Genomic DNA, 19447 nt, shown 5'->3' with positions numbered 1-19447 from the left:
CGCATACAAGTCGCCAAATCCGTTGAACCGTTGAACCGTTGAACCGTTGAACTGTTGAATCGCTTTAAACAATTCAACGGCGCCACCGGCGCCAATTCAACTGCCATAGCCCTTGGGATTCCCCTCCTGCCAGCGCCAGCCGTCCGCACACATTTCTGCCAGCGACCGCGTCGCCTTCCAGCCGAGTTCGGCGGCGGCCAGGGTCGGATCGGCGTAGCAGGCGGCGATGTCGCCGGGGCGGCGATCGACGATCTCGAAGGGGATCGGTCGGCCGGTGACCTGCTCGAAGCTGCGGATCATCTCCAGCACGCTGTACCCCTGGCCCGTTCCCAGATTGCAGGTAACCAGGCCGGGCCGGGCGGCGAGGCGATCCAGGGCCTTGAGGTGGCCGAGGGCGAGATCGACGACGTGGATGTAGTCGCGCACGCCGGTGCCGTCGGGGGTCGGGTAGTCGCCGCCGAAGACCGAAAGGCGCGCCCGCTGGCCGACCGCCACCTGGGTGATGAAGGGGAAGAGGTTGTTGGGGATGCCCTGCGGATCCTCGCCGATGCGGCCGCTGGGATGGGCGCCGACGGGGTTGAAGTAGCGCAGGAGGGCGATGCGCCAGGCCGGGTCGGAGGTGTGCAGATCGCGCAGCATCTCCTCGATGAACAGCTTGGTCCGGCCGTAGGGGTTGGCGGCGCCGAGGGGGAAATCTTCGCGGATCGGCAGCGCGGCCGGGTTGCCGTAGACGGTGGCGGAGGAGCTGAAGACGAGCTGCTTCACCCCGGCTTCGGCCATGACCTCGCAGAGGGTCGCCGTGCCGGCGACGTTGTTCTGGTAGTAGGCGAGCGGCTTGGCCACCGACTCGCCGACCGCCTTGAGGCCGGCGAAATGAATCACCGATTCCGGCCGCTGCTCGGCGAACACCCGCGCCAGGGCGTCCCGGTCGCGGATATCGACCTCGGCAAACGCCGGCGCCCGACCGGCGATCTCGGCGACCCGCTCCAGCGCCACGGGGGAGCTGTTGCTCAGGTTGTCGACGACAACCACCTCATGGCCGGCCTGCAGCAGCTCGACCACCGTGTGCGAGCCGATGAAGCCGGCGCCGCCGGTTACCAACACTTTTGCCATCGGATTTCCTTAAAAAGCAAGATGAACGGTCAACGGCGTGAACGGTCAACGGCGTGAACGGTCAACTGCGTGAACGGTCAACGGCTAAAGTCCGTTCAAGCCCTTGGTCGTCCACGCCCCTGATCGTTCAAGCCCCTGATCGTTCAAGCCTCTTGTTTTCTGAGCCCCTGGTTATCCCTACCTGTTCACGGCCTTGATCTTAGACCTCTTCGCTCGAATCAACCCAGCCAGCATTGAGTTAATTGCATCAGCTTCGCTAAGCCATCTTTCTCCCAGGACACGGTTGATGTAGCCAGCCTCAATCCCAATATGGATCTGTGTCTTCAGTTCGCCGCAAGAGCCTTTAGCATAGCTAAGAAAGTTACTGCAGTCCTTCACCGTCGCCCGCCCCGAGCCCTCAGCGATATTACTCGGAATAGATAGGCCAGCACGGGTGATCTGGTCACGAAAACCGTAGTCCTTAAGTTCCTTCAGTTCACGATAGAGTTCGGCACTGAGCCGGGAAGATTTCTTCCATACCTCAAGATTTTCGAATGACACGCCCCCCCCTTTCAACTTCTCGAACGGGCTAAACCGTGGACGGGCTAAACCGTGGACGGGCTAAACCGTGAACGGGCTAAACCTTGGACGGACAAAAAACGAAATATCGTTCAAGCCCCTGACCGTTCAAGCCCCTGACCGTTCAAGCCTTTGACCGTTCAAGCCTTTGACCGTTCAAGCCTTTGACCGTTCAAGCCCCTGACCGTTCAAGCCCCTGACCGTTCAAGCCCTAAACGCCTTACAAACTCCAGTAGCAGAGCCCCTGCGCTTCAACGACTTCCCGGTCCAGCACTGATTTCACATCGACCAGCACTCCGCACTCCCCGCCATTGCAGCACATCCGTGCCAGGCGATCGATGCCGATCTCCTTAAACTGCTCGTGCGCAACGGCCAGAATGACAGCATCGACAGCGCCGACGGCATCAAGGGGTGTCAGCTCCAGCCCGTACTCGTGCCGCGCCTCGTCGGCATCGGCCCAGGGGTCGGTCACCAGCACCTCGACTTCGTACTCCCGCAGCTCGCGCAGGATGTCGACCACCTTGGAGTTGCGGATGTCCGGCACGTTTTCCTTGAAGGTCAGGCCTAGGACCAGCACCCGCGCCCCCTTGACCGCCTTGCCGATGCGGATGAGGTTCTTGACGGTGTTCTCGGCCACGTACTTGCCCATGCCGTCGTTGATGCGGCGGCCGGCAAGAATGACCTGGGGATGATAGCCGATCGCCTCGGCCTTGTAGGTCAGATAATAGGGATCGACGCCGATGCAGTGGCCGCCGACCAGGCCGGGGGTGAACTTGAGGAAGTTCCACTTGGTGCCGGCCGCTTCGAGCACGTCGCGGGTGGAGATGCCGAGCTTGCCGAAGATGATGGCCAGCTCGTTCATCAGGGCGATATTGAGGTCGCGCTGGGTGTTCTCGATGACCTTGGCCGCCTCGGCGACCTTGATGGAGGGTGCCCGGTGGACGCCGGCAAGAACGACCAGCTCGTAGACCCGGGCGACCGTCTCCAGCGTTTCGGCATCCTGGCCGGAGACGACCTTGACGATCTTGTCGACGGTGTGCACCTTGTCGCCGGGATTGATCCGTTCGGGCGAATAGCCGACCTTGAAGTCGATCCCGCACTTCAGGCCCGATTCGTGCTCCAGGATCGGCACGCAGACCTCCTCGGTCACCCCGGGGTAGACCGTCGACTCGTAGACGACGATGGCGCCCGGCGCCAGGTTGCGGCCGATCGCCGTCGAGGCGGAAACCACCGGCGAGAGATCCGGGTTGTGGTGGTCGTCGATGGGGGTGGGGACGGTGACGATGATGAACGCCGCCTCCCGGAGCCGCGCCGGATCGGTGGTGTAATCGATGCTTGTGGCCGCCAGCTCGGCGGTCGACAGCTCGCCGGTGGCGTCGTAGCCGCGCTTGAGCTCGGCAATCTTCTTCTCGCTGATGTCGAAGCCGATCACTTCGGCCTTGCGACCGAACGCCGCCGCCAGCGGCAGACCGACGTAGCCGAGACCTACCAGGGCGATTTTTGCCTTGCCTGACTTTATTTGATCAATTGTAATCAAGAGCAACTCCTTGGAAGAAGGCCCGAGGCCCGAGGCCTAAGGCAAAAAATTCTAGACCAAATCCCATTATGCATTCTTCTTCTGCAGACAGCCTTTTTTGGAACGTATCAGCGCGCCGAGCATCCGACTGATCTCCTTGGCTTCCCTGATCCGCTTCTCACCTCTGTCTGCCTGTGCTTACCCGATCTGCACACCGATACAAGCCTGGGCGCGCAACTCACCACAGGACCCTTTGGCGTAGAGCAGAAAACCAGACCTCCAAATCCTCAAAATTCATTCCTCCCCCTCCGTTCTTTTCCCCGGCACTTCCCCTTTTGCCAAAAGCCATTTGCCGTTTGCCTCTTGCCTTTTACCTCGTGCCTCGGGCCTCGTGCCTAATGCCTTTCCCTCCGGCCTAGATTTTGAAATACTCCCGATACCACTCGACAAACCGCCCCACGCCCTCCTCAATGGAGGTGGCCGGCTTGAAACCGACGTCCCGCACCAGGTCGTCGACGTCGGCATAGGTCGCCGGGACATCCCCCGGCTGGATGGGGAGGAGGTTCTTTTCGGCCTTCCGGCCGAGGGTCTTCTCGAGGGTCTCGATGAGGTAGAGCAGCTCGACGGGGTTGTTGTTGCCGATGTTGTAGTTGCGGTAGGGGGCGGCGCTGGTGCCGGGGTCGGGATGGTCGCCGGACCACTCGGGGTTGGGAGTCGCCGTCCGGTCGGTGACGCGGATCACCCCCTCGACGATGTCGTCGATGTAGGTGAAGTCCCGCTGCATCTTGCCGTAGTTGTAGACGTCGATCGGCCTGCCGGCGAGGATCGCCCTGGTGAAGAGGAAGAGCGCCATATCCGGCCGGCCCCAGGGGCCGTAGACGGTGAAGAAGCGCAGGCCGGTGGTCGGCAGCCCGTAGAGGTGGCTGTAGGTGTGCGCCATCAGCTCGTTTGCCTTCTTGGTCGCCGCGTAAAGGGAGACCGGGTGGTCGACGTTGTGATGGATGGAAAAGGGCATGGCCGTGTTGGCGCCGTAGACCGAGGAGGAGGAGGCGAAGACCAGGTGCTCGACCTTGCTGTGCCGGCAGCCTTCGAGGATGTTGACGAAGCCGACCAGGTTGCTGTCGACGTAGGCGTGGGGATTTTCGAGGGAGTAGCGCACCCCGGCCTGGGCGGCCAGGTTCACCACCCGGTCGAAGCGCTCGCCGGCGAAAAGCCCGGCGATCCCCGCCCGGTCGGCCAGATCCATCCGGACGAAGCGGAACCCCGGACGGCTCGTCAGCTGCGCCAGCCGCGCCTGCTTGAGGCTGACGTCGTAATAGTCGTTGAGGTTGTCGAGCCCGATCACCTCGTCGCCGCGGTCGAGGAGACGTTTGCTCAGGTGGAAGCCGATGAAACCGGCGGCGCCTGTTACCAGCAGTTTAGCCACGTTCATTCCTTTCTATTGAAAAACCCGATGAAGCACAATTCAACGGCGTCCGATACCGAAGTACTCGAACCCCTCCCCCTTGAGTTTCTTCGGGTCGTACTGGTTGCGGCCGTCGAAGACGATCGGCTGTTTCATCATCTTCTTCATCGCCGACCAGTCGGGGTGGCGGAAGGGCTTCCACTCGGTGACCAGGGCGAGGGCGTCGACGTCTTCGAGGGCTTCGTACTGATGGCGGACGAGCTGCAGGGCGCCGCCTTCGAACCAGGCCCGGGGCAGCTCTTCACGGGCGACTTCCATCGCCTCGGGGTCGTAGGCGAGGATGCGGGCGCCGGCGGCGACCAGCTGGTGCAGCAGGACCACGGCAGGCGCTTCGCGCATGTCGTCGGTCCCCGGCTTGAAGGCGAGGCCCCAGAGGCCGAAAGTGAGCCCGGAGAGGTCGGCGCCGAAGCGGGCGCTGATCTTCTCGAACAGAACCTGCTTTTGCCGCTCGTTGCGGCGGTGCACCGAGCCGAGAATCATCGGCTCGAGGCGGGCCTGCTCGGCCATGTGGATCAGCGCCTTGACGTCCTTGGGGAAGCAGGAGCCGCCGTAGCCGCAGCCGGGGTAGATGAAGGAGTAGCCGATGCGCGAATCGGATCCGATCCCCAGGCGCACGCTCTCGACGTCGACGCCGAGGGAGTCGCAGAGGCCGGCGATCTCGTTCATGAAGGAGATCTTGGTGGCGAGCATGGCGTTGGCGGCGTACTTGGTCATCTCGGCATCGCGCACCCCCATGAACAGGATGCGGTCGTAGCTGCGGGAGAAGTCGGCGTAGAGGGTGCGCATGAGCTCCCGGGCCGGCTTCGACTCGGTGCCGATGACGATGCGGTCGGGGCGCATGAAGTCCTCGACGGCCGCCCCCTCCTTGAGAAACTCGGGGTTGCTGACGACGTCGAATTCGAGGGCGATGCCGCGCCGGTCGAGCTCTTCCTGAATCGCCGCCCGCACCTGGTCGGCGGTGCCGACGGGGACCGTCGACTTGTCGACGATCACCGCGTAGCCGGATAGGTTCCGCCCGATTTCCCTGGCCACCGCCAGCACATACTGCAGGTCGGCCGAGCCGTCCTCGCCGGGGGGCGTGCCGACGGCGATGAAATGGACGTTCGCGCCGGCCATCGCCGCGGGCAGGTCGGTGGTGAACCTGAGCCGGCCGTCCTTGACGTTGGAGAGGACCATCGGCTCCAGGCCCGGCTCGTAGATGGGGATCTGCCCCGCGAGCAGGCGCTCGACCTTGGCGGCATCGACATCGACACAGGTGACGGTATTGCCCATTTCGGCAAAGCAGGTGCCGGTGACCAGGCCGACGTAGCCGGTACCTATTATGGTCAGATTCATAGCGGATCTCCTTATGGTCTGCTGGTCAGTATCCGTTGAACTGTTGAATTGTTTAAGCGATTCAACCTTTCAACGACTCAACAGGTCAACGTGCTTTGCAAACGCCCCTCATCACTTGCCAGCAGAGCCTTGACGCTCGGCTCTGCCGTTGAATGGGCCGACAAACAATTGCGCAGCGTATCGGGCCGGTGGCCGTCGCTGCCGAGGCAGGCATAAAGGCCCCGTGCGAGCATGGCGCGAGCCCGGGATGCCGCCTGGCGGCCGTAAACGCCGCTGAAGCTGCCGAGATTCCCCTGAAAGAGGCAGCCCATCTCCGTCAATACTTGAAGATCGTTTGGTGTTACGGGTTTTGCGCTTTGCGTTGAAAATCTGGTCCAAACCTTTTCGAACAACCCGGCGGGCTCCGGCGGGGCGAGCTGGGCCCAGCGCTCGGGATGGGCGAAGAGCGGCGTCAATCCCTGACGCACGATCCGCAAGACCCCCTCCTTGACCACCTCGAGGCTCCCCCGCGAGGGCGCCTCGGCCAGCACCAGCCGGCTGTCGCCGAGAGGGAGGAGTTCATCCGTCTGTGCGGCGAAGAACTCGTCGAGGTGATACTCCATTCCCGCCAGCAGGCGCAGACGAATCGCCTCGCGGTCGATGACCGCCTGCAGTTCGGCCACCGCCCGGCGCACCCCGGCCGGGGTGTTGTCGTAGAGATCACGGATGCAGTGCGGAGTGCAGCAGACCTGAAGAAAGCCATGCGCCGCCAGAATCCGGGCCATCTCCAGGGATTCGGTCCGGGTCGCCGGCCCGTCGTCGATATCGGGGAGGAGGTGGCAGTGGAAATCGATCATAAATGTCGCTGGTCCCGAGTCCCGTGTCCCGTATCCAGGGTCCTGAGTCTCAACTCTCAACTCGCTCCTTACGCCTTGCGGATGCGGGGGTCGGCGAGGGCGTAGCCGAGGTCGGCGAGCAGGTTGCCGAGCAGGGTCAGGCCGGCGCCGATGACCAGGATCCCCATGATCAGCGGATAGTCGCGCATCATGACACCGTCGTAGAAAAGCTTGCCCATCCCGGGAATGGCGAAGATGGTTTCGAAGATGACGCTGCCGCCGATCAGGCCGGGGACGGACAGGCCGAGGATGGTGATGACCGGGAGCAGGGCATTGCGCAGAGCGTGCTTGTAGATCACCACGCGCTCGGAGAGCCCCTTGGCCCGGGCGGTGAGGATGTAGTCCTGGCGGATGACGTCGAGCATGGTGGAGCGCATGTAGCGGGAGAATCCGGCCAAGCCGCCGAAGGCGGAGACGAAGACGGGCAGGATCAGGTGGTGGACCAGGTCCCAGAGGCGGCCGCCGAAACTCAGATATTCGTACCCCAGAGACTTGATGCCGGCAATGGGGAAGATGCCGAGGCGCACCCCGAGTAAATCCATGAGCAGCAGCGCCAGCCAGAAGGACGGCGTGGCGAAACCGAGGAAGACGAAAACGGTGGTCGCCTGGTCGAAGAGTGAGTTGCGCCGCACCGCGGAAAGGATGCCGATGGGTACCGCCACCAGCAGGATGAGGCTGATGGAGAGGATGTTGATCAGGATGGTGACCGGCATGCGCTCGACGATCTTGTCGAAAACCGGCCGATGGTCCTGGGAAAAGGAGTCGCCGAAGTCGAGGCGCACCAGCCGGCCGAGCCACTTGCCGTACTGGACGTGCAGCGGCTTGTCGAGGTCGTACTGGGCGCGCAGACGCTCCTTGGCCTCGACGCTCGCCTGCGGGTTGAGATCGGTCTGCAGGTCGGTCGGCTCACCCGGGGCGAGGTGGATGACGACGAAGGAGATCAGGGTGATCCCGAGCAGGAGCGGAATCATCATCAGCAGACGCTTGGATAAGTATCGGATCATAGGCACGAGGCAAAAGGCTAAGGGTTAAAGGCACGAGGCCCGAGGCCTGAGGCTAAAGACAAAGGGTTGAGGCACGGGCCTCGAGCCTCCTAGCGAGCGTATCTTTGCTCGCTGGCCGGCACATACCATTTCGGGAAATTGTACAGGATCCCCGCCGGGGCCGGTTCGATGCCGCGGAAGCGTTTGGCCACCGCCGGCAGGGCCTTGCCGACGTAGAGGAAGGTGTAGGGCTGCTCCTCGGCGAGGATTTCCTGGAAACGGTCGTACGCCTTTTTCCGCTCGGCCTGATCGAAGGTGCGGCGCCCCTTCTCCAGCAACTCGTCGACCTCGGCATTCTTGAACTGGATGAAGTTCAGCTCCCGTGGCCCCGTCTTGCTCGAATGCCAGATATCGTACTGGTCGGGCTCGGGGCCGGTCGACCAGCCGAGAATGGTGGCATCGAAATTCCCCGGATCGATGAACTCCTTGAGAAAGGAGGCCCACTCGATGACCCGCAGCTTGACGTCGACGCCGACCTCGCGGAAGCGGCGCTGAATGATCTCGCCCGACTTGACCCGCAGATCGTTCCCCTGGTTGGTGACGATGGTGAACGCCAGGGGCTTGCCGTCCTTGTCGAGGATGCCGTCGCCGTCGCTGTCGCGCCAGCCCGCTTCGGCCAGCAGCGCCCGGGCCCGTTCGGGATCGAAGGGATAGCGCGGGACATCCGGATTGTAGACCCAGGTGTCCGGCTTGAAGGGACCGGTCGCCGCCTGTCCCAGGCCGAGCAGGACGCCGTCGATGAGTTCCTGCTTGTCGATGGCGTAGCTGAGCGCCTGCCGCACCCTCCTGTCCTGGAAGATGGGGCGGCGCAGATTGTAGCCGAGGTAGGTATAGCTGAAAGCGAGATAACTGTATTTGTTGAACTGCCGCCGGAAGGCCGGCGTGTCGGTCTGGGTCTGGTACTGGATCGGCGTCAGGCCCATGAAGTCGAGCCCGCCCGACTGCAGTTCGAGAAACTGCGTCGACAGGTCGGGAATGATCCGGTAGACGACCCGCTTGATATAGGGCGGCCCCTCGAAATAGTCGGGGTTCGCTTCGAGAACCAGTTTTTCTCCCGATTTCCACTCGACGAAACGGTAGGGGCCGGTGCCGACCGGCTGCCGGGACAGGGGGCTTTTCGTCACCTCCACCCCTTCCAGAAGATGCCGCGGCAGGATGCTGACCCCCCAGCTGCCGAGCGCCGGCGCATAGGGCATGGTGTAGGTCACGCGGAAGGTGTAGGGGTCGGGCGCCTCGGCCTTTGCCACCTGCCGGTACGCTTCGGCGTAGGCGGTCGGTGTTTTCGGATCGACGTAGAGACGGTAGGTGAACAGGACGTCGGCCGAGGTGAAAGGGGTGCCGTCATGCCACTTGACCCCCTGGCGCAGATGGAAGGTAATGGTCAGGTTGTCGTCGGAAATCTCCCAGGACTCGGCCAGTTCGCCTTCGAGCCGCAGGTTCTTGTCGTAGCGCACCAGACCGTCGTAGACCAGGGCGCTGATGTCGGCGGAGGCCGAATCGGAAGCGAGCACCGGCAGCAGGTTGCTCGGCTCGCCGATGGAGGCCTCGATGAAGGTGTCGCCGTAGGCCGGCGCCGCCGCCTCACCTTCGGCGGGCAGGGGCGTCTCCTGCCGCTTACAGCTGGCGAGCAGGAGCAGGGCTACGGTGATGAAAATGAGAAAAGGAGTGCGCATGTAATTTAATTTCTCCAAACGATCCGCAGATGACGCAGATTAACGCAGATAAATATAGAATGCATTCAGAACCATGAATCTTAATTCTGATTTCTTGGATCTTGAATCCAAGGTTTCATCTGCGAAAATCTGCGTTAATCTGCGGATGAATATCCCCGGCTCACGGAAACGGCAACACTTCCACCCCCGGCGGCGGCTTCAGGCGAAAACGTTCGACGGGGATCGCCACATTGGTCCGGACCTCGGAAAAAGCGACGGTCGCTTCGGTCTTCGAGGCGGGCATGACCAGTGATGAGGTGAGAGGAAACGGCCGGGTCTCGCCGGTGAACCGGTCGTAACCGACCCGCAGCAGAAGTTCATCCCCCTGGTAATAGGCCGCGCCGGTCAACCGCAGCAGCCGGTCGAAGTGCAGCTCCTGGCGGCGCCCCGCGCTGGCATAGAGGGTCAGCAGGGTCTCGTCTTCGGCCAACGGCTCCACCGACTGGCGCTCGTGGCCGATGACCGGCACCTGGTAGAGAAGAAGATGCACCAGGTCCGTCAACTGCAGAGGCAAACGGGTAAGCCGCTGGAGATGGGCCAGCGAAAAGTCGTCGCGATAGAGCTTGCCTTCACCCGGGACCAGAAACTCGAGCTGCTTGCCGTCCGTGGCCATGACCAGCAGCGGCTGGCCAAAGGGGCTGAGGGTCTCGAGGCGCAGCCGGTCGGGCTTTTCGGCGAAGAGCACCTCGGTGACCGACTGGGTTCGCGTCTCCGTGCTGATCCTGACCTTGGCCATTCCCTCGAGAGAGGTGAAGGCCGTTGCACTGTCGGCCAGGCGTTCAAGAAGAGTCGCCGCCGACACCGGCGGGGTGATCGGAGGTGGTGCGACGGGGCGAACGGCACAGGCCGCCAGCAGCAGAGGCAGGAAAACAAGAAAGAGACGCATCGGCATTATTCCGGTGGCAGGGTGTCGAGCTTTTCGCGGACACTCGCGGCGTCCGGGGCAAGCTCGAGCACCCGCTGATAGGTGGTGCGGGCCCGGCCGTTCAAGCCGAGGGCCCGGTAGACGTCCCCGAGATGTTCCAGCACGACCGGATCGTCGGCGAGCTGTTCGGCTGCCTCTTCGAGCTCCCGCCGCGCCTCATCCAGCCGCCCCATTTTGAAATAGACCCAGCCGAGGGTATCGTTGATATGACCCTCGCTCTTCAACTGCAGGGCTCGCCGGGCCATCTGCAGCGCCTCGTCGAGTCTTTCCCCCTGCTCGGCATAGGAATAGGCGACAAAATTCAGCGCCTCGGCGTGATCCGGATCGAGACGCAGCAATTCCAGCATGGCCGCCAGGGCGCCCGCCCTGTCCCCCCGGCGCTCCAGAATTACCCCTTTATCATAGAGCAGGCCGGGCGCTTCCGGATGGGCAAGCAGGCCCCGATCCAGGGTTGCCGCGGCGGCATCGAAATGGCCGCCGGCTTCCTGGAGGGAGGCCAGAAAGGTATAGAGTTCCGGACGGCCCGGGCCTTTCTTGAGCAGATCTTCGAGGGTGGCGATGGCATCGTCGGTGCGACCGAGCCGGAAGTAGATGTAGCTGATATGCGATTGCGTGTCGGCATGGAGTTCGGAATCGGCGGAAATCGACCGGAACGCATCGAGGGCGGCCGGCCAGTCGGCCATCCGCTCGAGGGCCGAACCGAGATAGAAGCGGATCTGGTCCAGTTCCGGCTTGTACTCGAGAATGGCGGCAAAAGTCTGCGCGGCGGCGGCCCATTCCTCCCTTTCCAGGTAAATGAGGCCGATCTTGCGCCGGGCTTCCAGGTCCTCGGGATCAGCTTCAACGGCCGCCGTCAACTCCTGCAGGGCCTCATCGAATCGATTCTCGGCGATCAGCAGGCGGGCAACATGGTGTCGCAGGGCAACGCTGCGGGGATTATGCTGCAAGGCGCTACGGTAGAGGGCGATCGCTGCGGCGGTCTCCCCGCGGCTTTCGAACAGCCCGCCCAGCTCAGCCGTAGCGGGCTCAAAGCCGGGCTGCAGGGCAAGAATCTTCCGGTAGGATTCTTCAGCCAGGGTCTCCAGACCGGTCTCCCGATACAGGCGGGCCAGGGCCAGATGGGCAGGGATGAAATCCGGTTTGCGGAGCGTCAACTCCTTAACCACTTCCACGGCGCGATCCAGCTTGCCGGCCCGGGCAAAGGCGATGCCGAGGTGAAGTCGGGCATTTTCCTGCCCGGGATCCAGCTCGACGGCCCGCTTCAGATAGTTCGCCGCCTGCTCGTCGTCGCCGAGACTAAAATAAAGGCGCCCCAGAAAGAGGTTGGCCTCGACCGAAGAGGGGTCCTGGATCAACGCATCCTCGGCGGCCCGAACGGCTTTCTCTTCTGCCTCCTGTTTGAGGTAAATTTCGGCCAGGGCCAGGCGGAGAAAAGAGGAATGGGGATCGAGCTCGATGGCTTGTCGCATGGACTCGGCAGCACCGTCGAAATCGCCCGACTCGCCCTGCAGCCTGGCCTGGCTGAAGTGGAACAGGGCTTTGGCTTCAGGGCTCTCCACTTTGGAGGCATAGGCCCGCTCCTCGGCGAGCGCCGAGGCCGGCGCAGCGGGCGCTGCCGGCTTCGGCAGGCAACCGGTGAGAACGAGCAGCAGAACAAGAAACGGTAAGCACCGCAAAATCATTTATTATTCTCCCGGCCGGCGGTTGCGGACCTGTCACTCTCCCGGACCGCACGAAGTGCCTAGAAGGTACCATAGAGCGCAGATAGCGTCAATTTGTTTACCCGTCGCCCCGCATTCTTTACAGCTTCCCTGAATGTGTTAGAGTTTTCGTGAAATCGAAGACTTACACACGGGACCCGGGATGGTTGAGAACACTTTGCACAGGGATTTGCTGCGCCCCGAGGCTTACCCTGAGGAGACCGGCCCGATCGGTTACCGGGAGACGCACATCTCCCGGCTCTATTTCACCGACCGGCACGTCTACAAGATCAAGAAAGCGGTCGATTTCGGTTTTCTCAACTTCACCACCCTCGACCGCCGCCGCTTCTACTGCCACGAGGAAGTGCGGCTCAACCGGCGGTTTTGCCCCGACACTTATCTCGATGTCGTCGAGATCCGCAAAACGGCTCAGCGGCACCGGGTGGGCGGTGAAGGAGAGATCGTCGACTATGCGGTCAGAATGAAGCGCCTGCCTGAAGAGCACATGCTGGTGCACCTGCTGCAGGCTGCCGACCCCTCGCTCCCCGCGGCAATGCAGCGGGTCGGCCGCCGCCTTGCTCTTCTGCACCGGGATTCGGAAATCGTCCGCAGCGACGGCGGCCGCTCCGACCTCGACACCCTCCGGCACAACTGGCAGGAAAATTTCACGCAGACCGCCCCCTTCGTCGGGCAAACCCTCTTCGCCTGCGGGCAGGAGGCGTGCACTGCCTACGTCGAGCGGTTCTTCACCGAGCACGCATCCCTGCTGCACGAGCGGCAGGAGCAGGGCTTCGTACGCGACGGTCACGGCGACCTGCATGCCGAGCACATCTGCCTGACCGACCCGGTGTGCATCTACGACTGCATCGAATTCAACCGCCGCTTCCGGGTCGCCGACGTGGCTGCCGACCTCGCCTTCCTGCTGATGGATCTCGATTTCCGCGAGCGGCGGGACCTGGCAGCCATCACCCTCGAGGCTTATCGCAAGGCCGGCAAAGCGGACCGCGAGCTGCCGCGGCTGCTCCCCTTCTACAAGGTTTACCGGGCCTGGGTGCGGGGGAAGGTGGAATCGCTGCTGGCCGCGGATGCGGCGGCCGAGGCGGAGACGCGCAGCGCAGCGGCAAAGCGGTCCAGGCGCTACTTCAGCCTGGCGCTGGGCTACCTCTGTCCGCCGGTGCTGGTCATGACCTGCGGCCTGATGGGGGTCGGCAAGACCACCGTGGCTCGCAGCCTGGCCGCGGCCCTGGGGGCCAGGCTGCTGCGGACGGATGAACTGCGCAAGACCCTGGCCGGATTGCCTGCAACCGCCGGCAGGCCGGAGCCGTTCGAAGCCGGCATTTACTCGGCCGGGATGACGGCCAAAACCTACGACCTGCTGCTGAAACGCTGCCTGGCTGCTCTTGCCGCCGGCGAGTCGGTCATCGCCGACGCCGCCTTTTTGCGCCGCGCCGAGCGTGAGCGCTTCGCCGCGGCGGCGAAGCGAAAGGGCTTCCCCTGGCTGCTTGCGCTCATGGAGTGCCCGGCAGAAACGGCCCTCGATCGACTCGACCGGAGGCAGGTGCTGGGGCAGGACGCGTCGGACGGCCGGCGCGAGCTCTATGCCAGCCAGGCCGCGGCATTCGAGCCGCCGGCCGAAACGGAAAACATTATCCGCATCGACACCGCCGGGGATGTTGACTATAATGTTCAGCGCATTCTCTGCGCGATCATCGAAAGGGACAGATGCCCAGATGAAAGAGCCTAATCCCATCCAGATCCGGGAAGCCTGGGTGCTTTGTTTCCTGCTGGGCGTCATCATGCTCAATTATCCCTTCATCCACATCTTCAACAAGGAGACGATGGTCCTCGGCATACCCACTCTTTTTCTTTATTTCGCCATCGGCTGGCCTTTTTCGATCCTGGTCATCTATCTCTTTTGCCGCACCATGCGCGACGAGAACGGGAACGGCAATCACAAGGATACCGGCAGGAAGGGCCAGCGATGATCCCGGTCGGAGTCGTTGCCGCCATCGCCCTGCTCTACTTCGGCCTGCTCTTTGCCGTCGCCTTCTACGCCGACAAGAGGCGTGAGGCCGGCCGCAGCATCATCTCCAACCCCCATATCTATTCACTCTCCCTGGCGGTCTACGCCACCTCCTGGACCTATTACGGCAGCGTCGGTCGGGCCGCCACCAGCGGTCTCGATTTCCTCCCCGTCTACCTCGGCCCCACCCTCATCGCCTTCAGCTGGTGGTTTCTGCTGCGCAAGATGGTACGCGTCAGCAAGGAACAGAACATCGTCAGCATCGCCGACTTCATCTCCAGCCGCTACGGCAAGTCGGCGGTGCTCGGCGCGGTCGTCACCGTCTTCGCGGTGGTCGGAATCATGCCCTACATCGCCTTGCAGCTCAAGGCGGTATCACATACCTTCGATCTGCTGACGGTTTCGCCGGTGGCCATCGGTCCGGGACTCAAGACACTCATCCCCGCCCTCCCCCCCTATGCCGACACTGCCTTCATCGTGGCCCTGGTCCTCGGCATTTTCGGTGTCCTGTTCGGCGCCCGGCATCTCGATGCGACGGAACGCCACGAGGGGCTGGTGGCGGCGATCGCCCTGGAATCCCTGGTCAAGATCGTCGCCTTCGTGGCGGTCGGGATTCTCGTCACCTACGGCATTTTCGACGGCTTTACGGATATCTTTTCCCGCTTCGCCACCCAGCTCCCCGACCGCAGTTACCTGCTGCTGCTCGACACACCGAAAATTCCCTACACCATGTGGTTCACCATGACCTTCATCTCGATGATGGCTGTCATGTTTCTCCCCCGGCAGTTTCACATCATGGTCATCGAGAACTCGAACGAAAAACACATCAAGGACGCCATGTGGCGGTTCCCCGTCTACATGTTCCTGATCAACCTGTTCGTAGTCCCCATCGCCCTCGGCGGCCTGCTCCTCAACGGCGGCGACAGCAGCAACGCCGACTACTTCGTTCTCCATCTTCCCCTGGAATCGGGGCATCCCTGGCTCGCCGTTCTCGTCTTCATCGGCGGCTTCTCGGCCTCGGCGGGGATGGTCATGGTCGAATCGGTCGCCCTCTCGACGATGATTCTCAACCACCTGGTCATGCCGGTCATCCTGCGGCTGAAGATCCAGGCAGCCGACATTTCCGGGCTCCTCATCAACATCAAGCGGCTGGGGATTCTGGCCGTCATCTTCCTCGGCTATCTCTACTTCAAGATCATCGGCGAATCGTACGCCCTGGTAAACATCGGCCTGGTCTCCTTCGTCGCTGCCGCCCAGTTCGCCCCTTCGCTGATCGGCGGACTTTACTGGAAGCGAGCCAACCTGCGCGGCGCCACGACAGGCCTGGTCCTCGGCTTCATCGTCTGGTTCTATACCCTGCTCATCCCTTCCTTCGTGCGCTCGGGCTGGATGGAGAGCGATATCCTCGAAAGGGGACTGTTCGGCTTAGGCTTTCTCCGGCCGCTGGAACTGTTCGGGCTCAACGGCTTCGACATCTGGACCCATTCGCTTTTCTGGACCTACTTTTTCAACATCGGAGCCTTCCTGACCCTGTCCCTGCTGTCCAAACCGGTGAAGAGCGAAGTCGAACAGGCGCTCAAGTTCGTCGATGTTTTTGCGCCGCCGGCAGAGGTGGATAAACGCAAGCGCCTCAGCCGCGCTCCCACCATCATCGAGTTCGTCGACCTGATGACGAAATTCATCGGCGAGAAGCAGGCCCATGCCGCCATCGCCCAATATCTCGGCAATCGGGAGATCGACGAGCGGGGGAGTCTGTCCGAATACGATCTGCCCAACCTCAAGCGCTTCACTGAACGAACCCTGGCCGGTTCGGTCGGGGCTGCGCCGGCTCGCATCATCATCGAGAATTACCTTTCGGCGAGGGGCAGCAAGATGGAGGATGTCTTCGACATCTTCGGCTCGGTGACCATCAGCCGCACCACCAGCCGGGAACAGCTCGGGGTTCTCTACGAAGCGGCACGGGCGGTGGCCAGCGGGGTCGAGGTGCCGAAGATACTCGACAACATCCTCGAGTTGCTTCTCCAGCAATTCAAGTTCGACCTGTGCGTCATCCGGATCCTCGACGAGGAGCGCATGGTCCTGACCGTGCGCAGCCAGAAAGGGATGAGTTCGGAGCATCTGGGCGAATCGGAACGCAGCCTGACGCCCGAGACCTATATCGGTGAGGCGTTTCTCAACAACTCGGTGGTTGTGGTCAACGACACGGACTTCATGGACAAGGCGGTTTCCGCTCAGCTCATTCATCGCGAGGGGATCAAATCTTTCGCTCACGCCCCGATCATCATCGAGGGACAGCCGGTCGGCGTTCTGTCGGCCTTCTCAAGGTCGGCCAAGGGGATTTTCACCGACGAGTTCGTCGCGCTGTTCCGGAGCCTGGCCGGGCAGATCGGCGTGGCCTGGCGCAACGCCCGGCAGACCGAGCGACTGATCGCGGCCCGTGAGCAGGAACGCGAACTGCAGATCGCCAAGGACATCCAGCTCGGGCTGCTGCCGGCACGGGTCCCGCAGCTCACCGGAATCGCCCTGGCCGGCACCTGCGTTCCGGCCCACCAGGTGGGGGGCGACTACTATGACTTCCTGCAGCGCGGCGACCAGCTCCTCGACCTTGTCATCGCCGATGTCTCCGGACATAATATTGGAGCAGCGCTGCTCATGGCAGAAACCCGAACATTTATCCAGGCCCGTTCGCAGGGGATTCACCGGGCCAGCGACATCATGAGCGCCCTCAATGAGTTTTTCTACGAGGACCTCACCCGGGCCGAGCTTTTCATCACCATGTTCTACCTCATCTACAATTCAGACAGCCGCCGTCTCTCCTTTGCCAGCGCCGGCCATAATCCGCCGCTCATCTGGCGGGCCGACTCGCGGAGCTGCGAGCGGCTGGATGCCGAGGGCCTGATCCTGGGCATCAGGAAATGGGTCGACTTCGAGGAGAAGCAGGTGCAACTGTACCCGGGCGATGTGCTGCTTCTCTATACCGACGGCATCACCGAGGCTGAAAGCCAGGACGGCGAATTTTTCGGCGAAGAGCGGCTGGCTGCTCTCTTCGCGGAATATCATCACCTGGCACCAGAGCAGATCATCAATAACCTGCTGCAGCAGACCCGGCTCTTTGCCGGCCTCCACCATTTCAACGACGATGTTTCCCTGGTGGTCATGCAGGTAAAAAATGGAGAATCCGAGGTGGTGGAATAAACAGGAAATTTGGCCAGTCGGCCGCAGAATATGTTACTATTATTCAAGTTATGGCCAAGTCACGGACCGGCAACCTGGAAGGAGCGAATGCAATGATCGTCAAAATCGAAGAAAAAGGAGCGATGGTTCTCATCGAGGTGAAGGAAGAGCGGCTGGATGCCCATAACAGCGGCGAGCTCAAAAGCCAGATGCTCAGTCTTTTCGAAGAGGGCAAAAACAATCTGGTGGTCGATCTGCAGGAAGTGCGTTTTGTCGATTCATCGGGACTCGGAGCCCTGGTTTCCGGTTTCAAAAATGCCAGTGCCCGCAACGGCAACCTCAAGCTGTGCGGGCTGCAGCCGCAGGTGAAATCCATGTTCGAGTTGACCAGGCTGCACCGCGTTTTCGAAATTTTCCCCGGTGTACAGGAAGCGCTTGCCAGCTTTTAAGGGGACATACCTCTCGGGGTCCGTATGAAAGAGAATCTCGAGGTAGATATCCGGGTACCGAACCAGACCCGCTACCTCAGCCTCATCGGCAAAATCGGCGAGGATGTCGCGCGAACCCTGAAGCGCTACAAGGGGGATCGTGAGGAACTCGCCTACCACCTGAACCTGGTGCTTACGGAGGCCATGGCGAATGCCATTCTCCACGCCAATGAGGATGACCCGGAAAAGGAAATACACGTTACCATCACCATTCTCGACCAGGTTCTCTGCATCAAGGTTTACGACCAGGGTCAAGGGTTCGATATCAGCAGGCTCCCTTCCCCGGATTTCAAATCCCTCGACGACCATGGGCGAGGCGTCTACATCATTCGCTCGTTGATGGACCAGGTGACCTACCGCAAATTCAAGGGCGGCCACGTCCTGGAAATGATCAAGTCTCTCCTGTAGTCTCCCGGCTGAAAAGAGCCGCCAGTTCGCTGTGGCTGCGGATTTTCAACACTCCCGGCAGATCCCCTTTGTAAGCCGCAAATCGGATACCGGCACGCGCCGCTGCGGTGCTGTCCAGTTCGGAATCACCGACGAAGAGCAGTTCGTTGTTCTGCAGGCCGAGGCGGCGCGCCGCCAGTTCAAGCATATCGGGATGCGGCTTGGGGCGAGCTACGTCCCGGCTGGTCACCACCGTTCGAAAATACTGGCTCAAGCCGAAATGACGCAGGATTTCGGGCATGCTCGTCCCGCGGTTGGTGGCTACGGCCAGCGGCATCTGTGCCGAAAGTGCCGCCAGCGTTTCGACCATGTCAGGTTCCGGTGTCATGAACGGAATAAACTGGCGATAATCGAGGGCGGCGGCACAGGCCATAGCCTGCTCGACCCTCTCCGGCCCGAGCAGGACAGCAAAGACCTCGGGGCTGGCGGCCGTATGGCAGAGGTGGGTCCTGACGCTGTCATCCGCCGCGACGGAAGGCGCCCCCATCTGCTGCAGGACGGCATTGTAATAAGCCAGATTGGCGGCCCGGCTTTCGAAGAGGACACCGTCGCAATCGTAGATGATACCGCGAATTCCGTTCACGATGGCTTTCCTTGCCGGAGGCAGTAAAACAGTCCCCCCAGGCCGATCATAATCATCGGCAGGGAAAGGACCTGCCCCATGGTCGCACCACCCCAGAGAAAACCAAGATGGGCATCGGGCTGGCGGAAGAATTCGACGGTAAAACGGAACGCCCCGTATAACAGAAAAAAGGTAAAGAAAGGAATCCCGGGGGCAGACCGCCGCCGGTGCAGAAGCCAGAGCACGGCGAACAGGACCACCCCTTCGAGCAGAGCCTCGTAGAGCTGGCTCGGATGGCGCGGCAGCGGACCGGCGCCGGGAAAGACCATTCCCCAGGGTACATCGGTGACCCGGCCCCACAGCTCGCCGTTGATGAAATTGCCGACCCGTCCGAGCCCCAGGCCTATGGTGGCTGCCGTCACCAGAATATCGCCGGTCAGCAGCATCGGCAGTCTTCGACGGTGGCAGAAGACGATGGCGGCGACCACAACACCGAGCAACCCGCCGTGAA

At 62.1% G+C, this 19447-nt stretch carries 17 protein-coding genes; 5 read left to right on the top strand and 12 right to left on the bottom strand.

All coding sequences use genetic code 11. The annotated features are described in order from the left end of the window. Window positions 1-96: 96 nt before the first annotated feature. The 10 genes from galE to VD811_09050 all read right to left on the bottom strand — a co-directional run bounded on the left by galE (window position 97) and on the right by VD811_09050 (window position 12224). Window positions 97-1113 (bottom strand): UDP-glucose 4-epimerase GalE, encoded by a 1017-nt coding sequence (gene galE, locus VD811_09095; protein HXV21123.1) that lies wholly within the window; start codon window positions 1111-1113, stop codon window positions 97-99. A 177-nt stretch (window positions 1114-1290) separates the two neighbouring features. Further along, the gene (locus tag VD811_09090; protein ID HXV21122.1) at window positions 1291-1653 is read right to left on the bottom strand and encodes a four helix bundle protein; all 363 of its coding nucleotides are present in this window, start codon (window positions 1651-1653) and stop codon (window positions 1291-1293) included. A 238-nt stretch (window positions 1654-1891) separates the two neighbouring features. Beyond that, window positions 1892-3208 (bottom strand): nucleotide sugar dehydrogenase, encoded by a 1317-nt coding sequence (locus VD811_09085; GenBank protein ID HXV21121.1) that lies wholly within the window; start codon window positions 3206-3208, stop codon window positions 1892-1894. Between the two features lie 394 nt (window positions 3209-3602). Then, a complete protein-coding gene (locus tag VD811_09080) occupies window positions 3603-4619 on the bottom strand; it encodes an NAD-dependent epimerase (protein ID HXV21120.1) in 1017 nt (338 codons plus the stop codon). Window positions 4620-4652: 33 nt separating this feature from the next. Continuing rightward, window positions 4653-5987, bottom strand: a complete 1335-nt coding sequence (locus VD811_09075) for a UDP-glucose/GDP-mannose dehydrogenase family protein (protein ID HXV21119.1) — start codon at window positions 5985-5987, stop codon at window positions 4653-4655. Window positions 5988-6064: 77 nt separating this feature from the next. Then, complete coding sequence (locus tag VD811_09070; protein HXV21118.1) at window positions 6065-6823, bottom strand: CpsB/CapC family capsule biosynthesis tyrosine phosphatase; 759 nt, start codon at window positions 6821-6823, stop codon at window positions 6065-6067. A 68-nt stretch (window positions 6824-6891) separates the two neighbouring features. Continuing rightward, window positions 6892-7866, bottom strand: coding sequence for an ABC transporter permease (locus VD811_09065; protein ID HXV21117.1), 975 nt, complete (start codon window positions 7864-7866; stop codon window positions 6892-6894). Window positions 7867-7955: 89 nt separating this feature from the next. Beyond that, window positions 7956-9578: a peptide-binding protein gene (locus VD811_09060; GenBank protein HXV21116.1), complete on the bottom strand. Its 1623-nt coding sequence runs from the start codon at window positions 9576-9578 to the stop codon at window positions 7956-7958. A gap of 160 nt (window positions 9579-9738) precedes the next feature. Continuing rightward, a complete protein-coding gene (locus VD811_09055) occupies window positions 9739-10503 on the bottom strand; it encodes a hypothetical protein (GenBank protein HXV21115.1) in 765 nt (254 codons plus the stop codon). 5 nt (window positions 10504-10508) lie between these two features. Then, a complete protein-coding gene (locus tag VD811_09050) occupies window positions 10509-12224 on the bottom strand; it encodes a tetratricopeptide repeat protein (GenBank protein HXV21114.1) in 1716 nt (571 codons plus the stop codon). Between the two features lie 181 nt (window positions 12225-12405). Between VD811_09050 and VD811_09045 the strand changes: the two genes are divergently transcribed. The 5 genes from VD811_09045 (at window position 12406) to VD811_09025 (ending at window position 18335) form a co-directional block, all read left to right on the top strand. Further along, window positions 12406-13986, top strand: a complete 1581-nt coding sequence (locus VD811_09045; protein ID HXV21113.1) for an AAA family ATPase — start codon at window positions 12406-12408, stop codon at window positions 13984-13986. After that, entirely contained in the window at window positions 13973-14227 is a 255-nt protein-coding gene (locus tag VD811_09040; protein ID HXV21112.1) for a hypothetical protein, read from the top strand. Before VD811_09045 ends, VD811_09040 begins: the two co-directional genes overlap by 14 nt. Next, window positions 14224-17460: a SpoIIE family protein phosphatase gene (locus VD811_09035; GenBank protein HXV21111.1), complete on the top strand. Its 3237-nt coding sequence runs from the start codon at window positions 14224-14226 to the stop codon at window positions 17458-17460. The genes VD811_09040 and VD811_09035 overlap by 4 nt, the downstream gene beginning before the upstream one ends. Window positions 17461-17552: 92 nt before the next feature. After that, entirely contained in the window at window positions 17553-17888 is a 336-nt protein-coding gene (locus VD811_09030; GenBank protein ID HXV21110.1) for an STAS domain-containing protein, read from the top strand. Between the two features lie 24 nt (window positions 17889-17912). After that, complete coding sequence (locus VD811_09025) at window positions 17913-18335, top strand: ATP-binding protein (protein ID HXV21109.1); 423 nt, start codon at window positions 17913-17915, stop codon at window positions 18333-18335. Here VD811_09025 and VD811_09020 read toward each other — a convergent pair. Together VD811_09020 and lgt are read right to left on the bottom strand one after the other, a co-directional pair. Continuing rightward, window positions 18319-18957: an HAD family hydrolase gene (locus VD811_09020; GenBank protein HXV21108.1), complete on the bottom strand. Its 639-nt coding sequence runs from the start codon at window positions 18955-18957 to the stop codon at window positions 18319-18321. The two genes, VD811_09025 and VD811_09020, sit on opposite strands and share 17 nt — an antisense overlap. Next, a partial coding sequence (gene lgt / locus VD811_09015; GenBank protein ID HXV21107.1) for a prolipoprotein diacylglyceryl transferase occupies window positions 18954-19447 on the bottom strand: 494 nt, incomplete at its 5' end. The genes VD811_09020 and lgt, both read right to left, overlap by 4 nt.

The organism is Desulfuromonadales bacterium, assembly GCA_035620395.1.
In the GTDB taxonomy this organism is placed as follows: domain Bacteria; phylum Desulfobacterota; class Desulfuromonadia; order Desulfuromonadales; family DASPGW01; genus DASPGW01.
Note: the sequence above shows the minus strand (reverse complement) of the source record. Positions and strands in the feature narration are given on the sequence as shown.

Coding starts and splice junctions, on each gene's coding strand:
- galE (HXV21123.1), bottom strand. CDS start 1,113: ATGGCAAAAGTGTTGGTAACCGGCGGCGCCGGCTTCATCGGCTCGCAC.
- VD811_09080 (HXV21120.1), bottom strand. CDS start 4,619: ATGAACGTGGCTAAACTGCTGGTAACAGGCGCCGCCGGTTTCATCGGC.
- VD811_09075 (HXV21119.1), bottom strand. CDS start 5,987: ATGAATCTGACCATAATAGGTACCGGCTACGTCGGCCTGGTCACCGGC.
- VD811_09070 (HXV21118.1), bottom strand. CDS start 6,823: ATGATCGATTTCCACTGCCACCTCCTCCCCGATATCGACGACGGGCCG.
- VD811_09065 (HXV21117.1), bottom strand. CDS start 7,866: ATGATCCGATACTTATCCAAGCGTCTGCTGATGATGATTCCGCTCCTG.
- VD811_09060 (HXV21116.1), bottom strand. CDS start 9,578: ATGCGCACTCCTTTTCTCATTTTCATCACCGTAGCCCTGCTCCTGCTC.
- VD811_09055 (HXV21115.1), bottom strand. CDS start 10,503: ATGCGTCTCTTTCTTGTTTTCCTGCCTCTGCTGCTGGCGGCCTGTGCC.
- VD811_09050 (HXV21114.1), bottom strand. CDS start 12,224: ATGATTTTGCGGTGCTTACCGTTTCTTGTTCTGCTGCTCGTTCTCACC.
- VD811_09045 (HXV21113.1), top strand. CDS start 12,406: ATGGTTGAGAACACTTTGCACAGGGATTTGCTGCGCCCCGAGGCTTAC.
- VD811_09040 (HXV21112.1), top strand. CDS start 13,973: ATGAAAGAGCCTAATCCCATCCAGATCCGGGAAGCCTGGGTGCTTTGT.
- VD811_09035 (HXV21111.1), top strand. CDS start 14,224: ATGATCCCGGTCGGAGTCGTTGCCGCCATCGCCCTGCTCTACTTCGGC.
- VD811_09030 (HXV21110.1), top strand. CDS start 17,553: ATGATCGTCAAAATCGAAGAAAAAGGAGCGATGGTTCTCATCGAGGTG.
- VD811_09025 (HXV21109.1), top strand. CDS start 17,913: ATGAAAGAGAATCTCGAGGTAGATATCCGGGTACCGAACCAGACCCGC.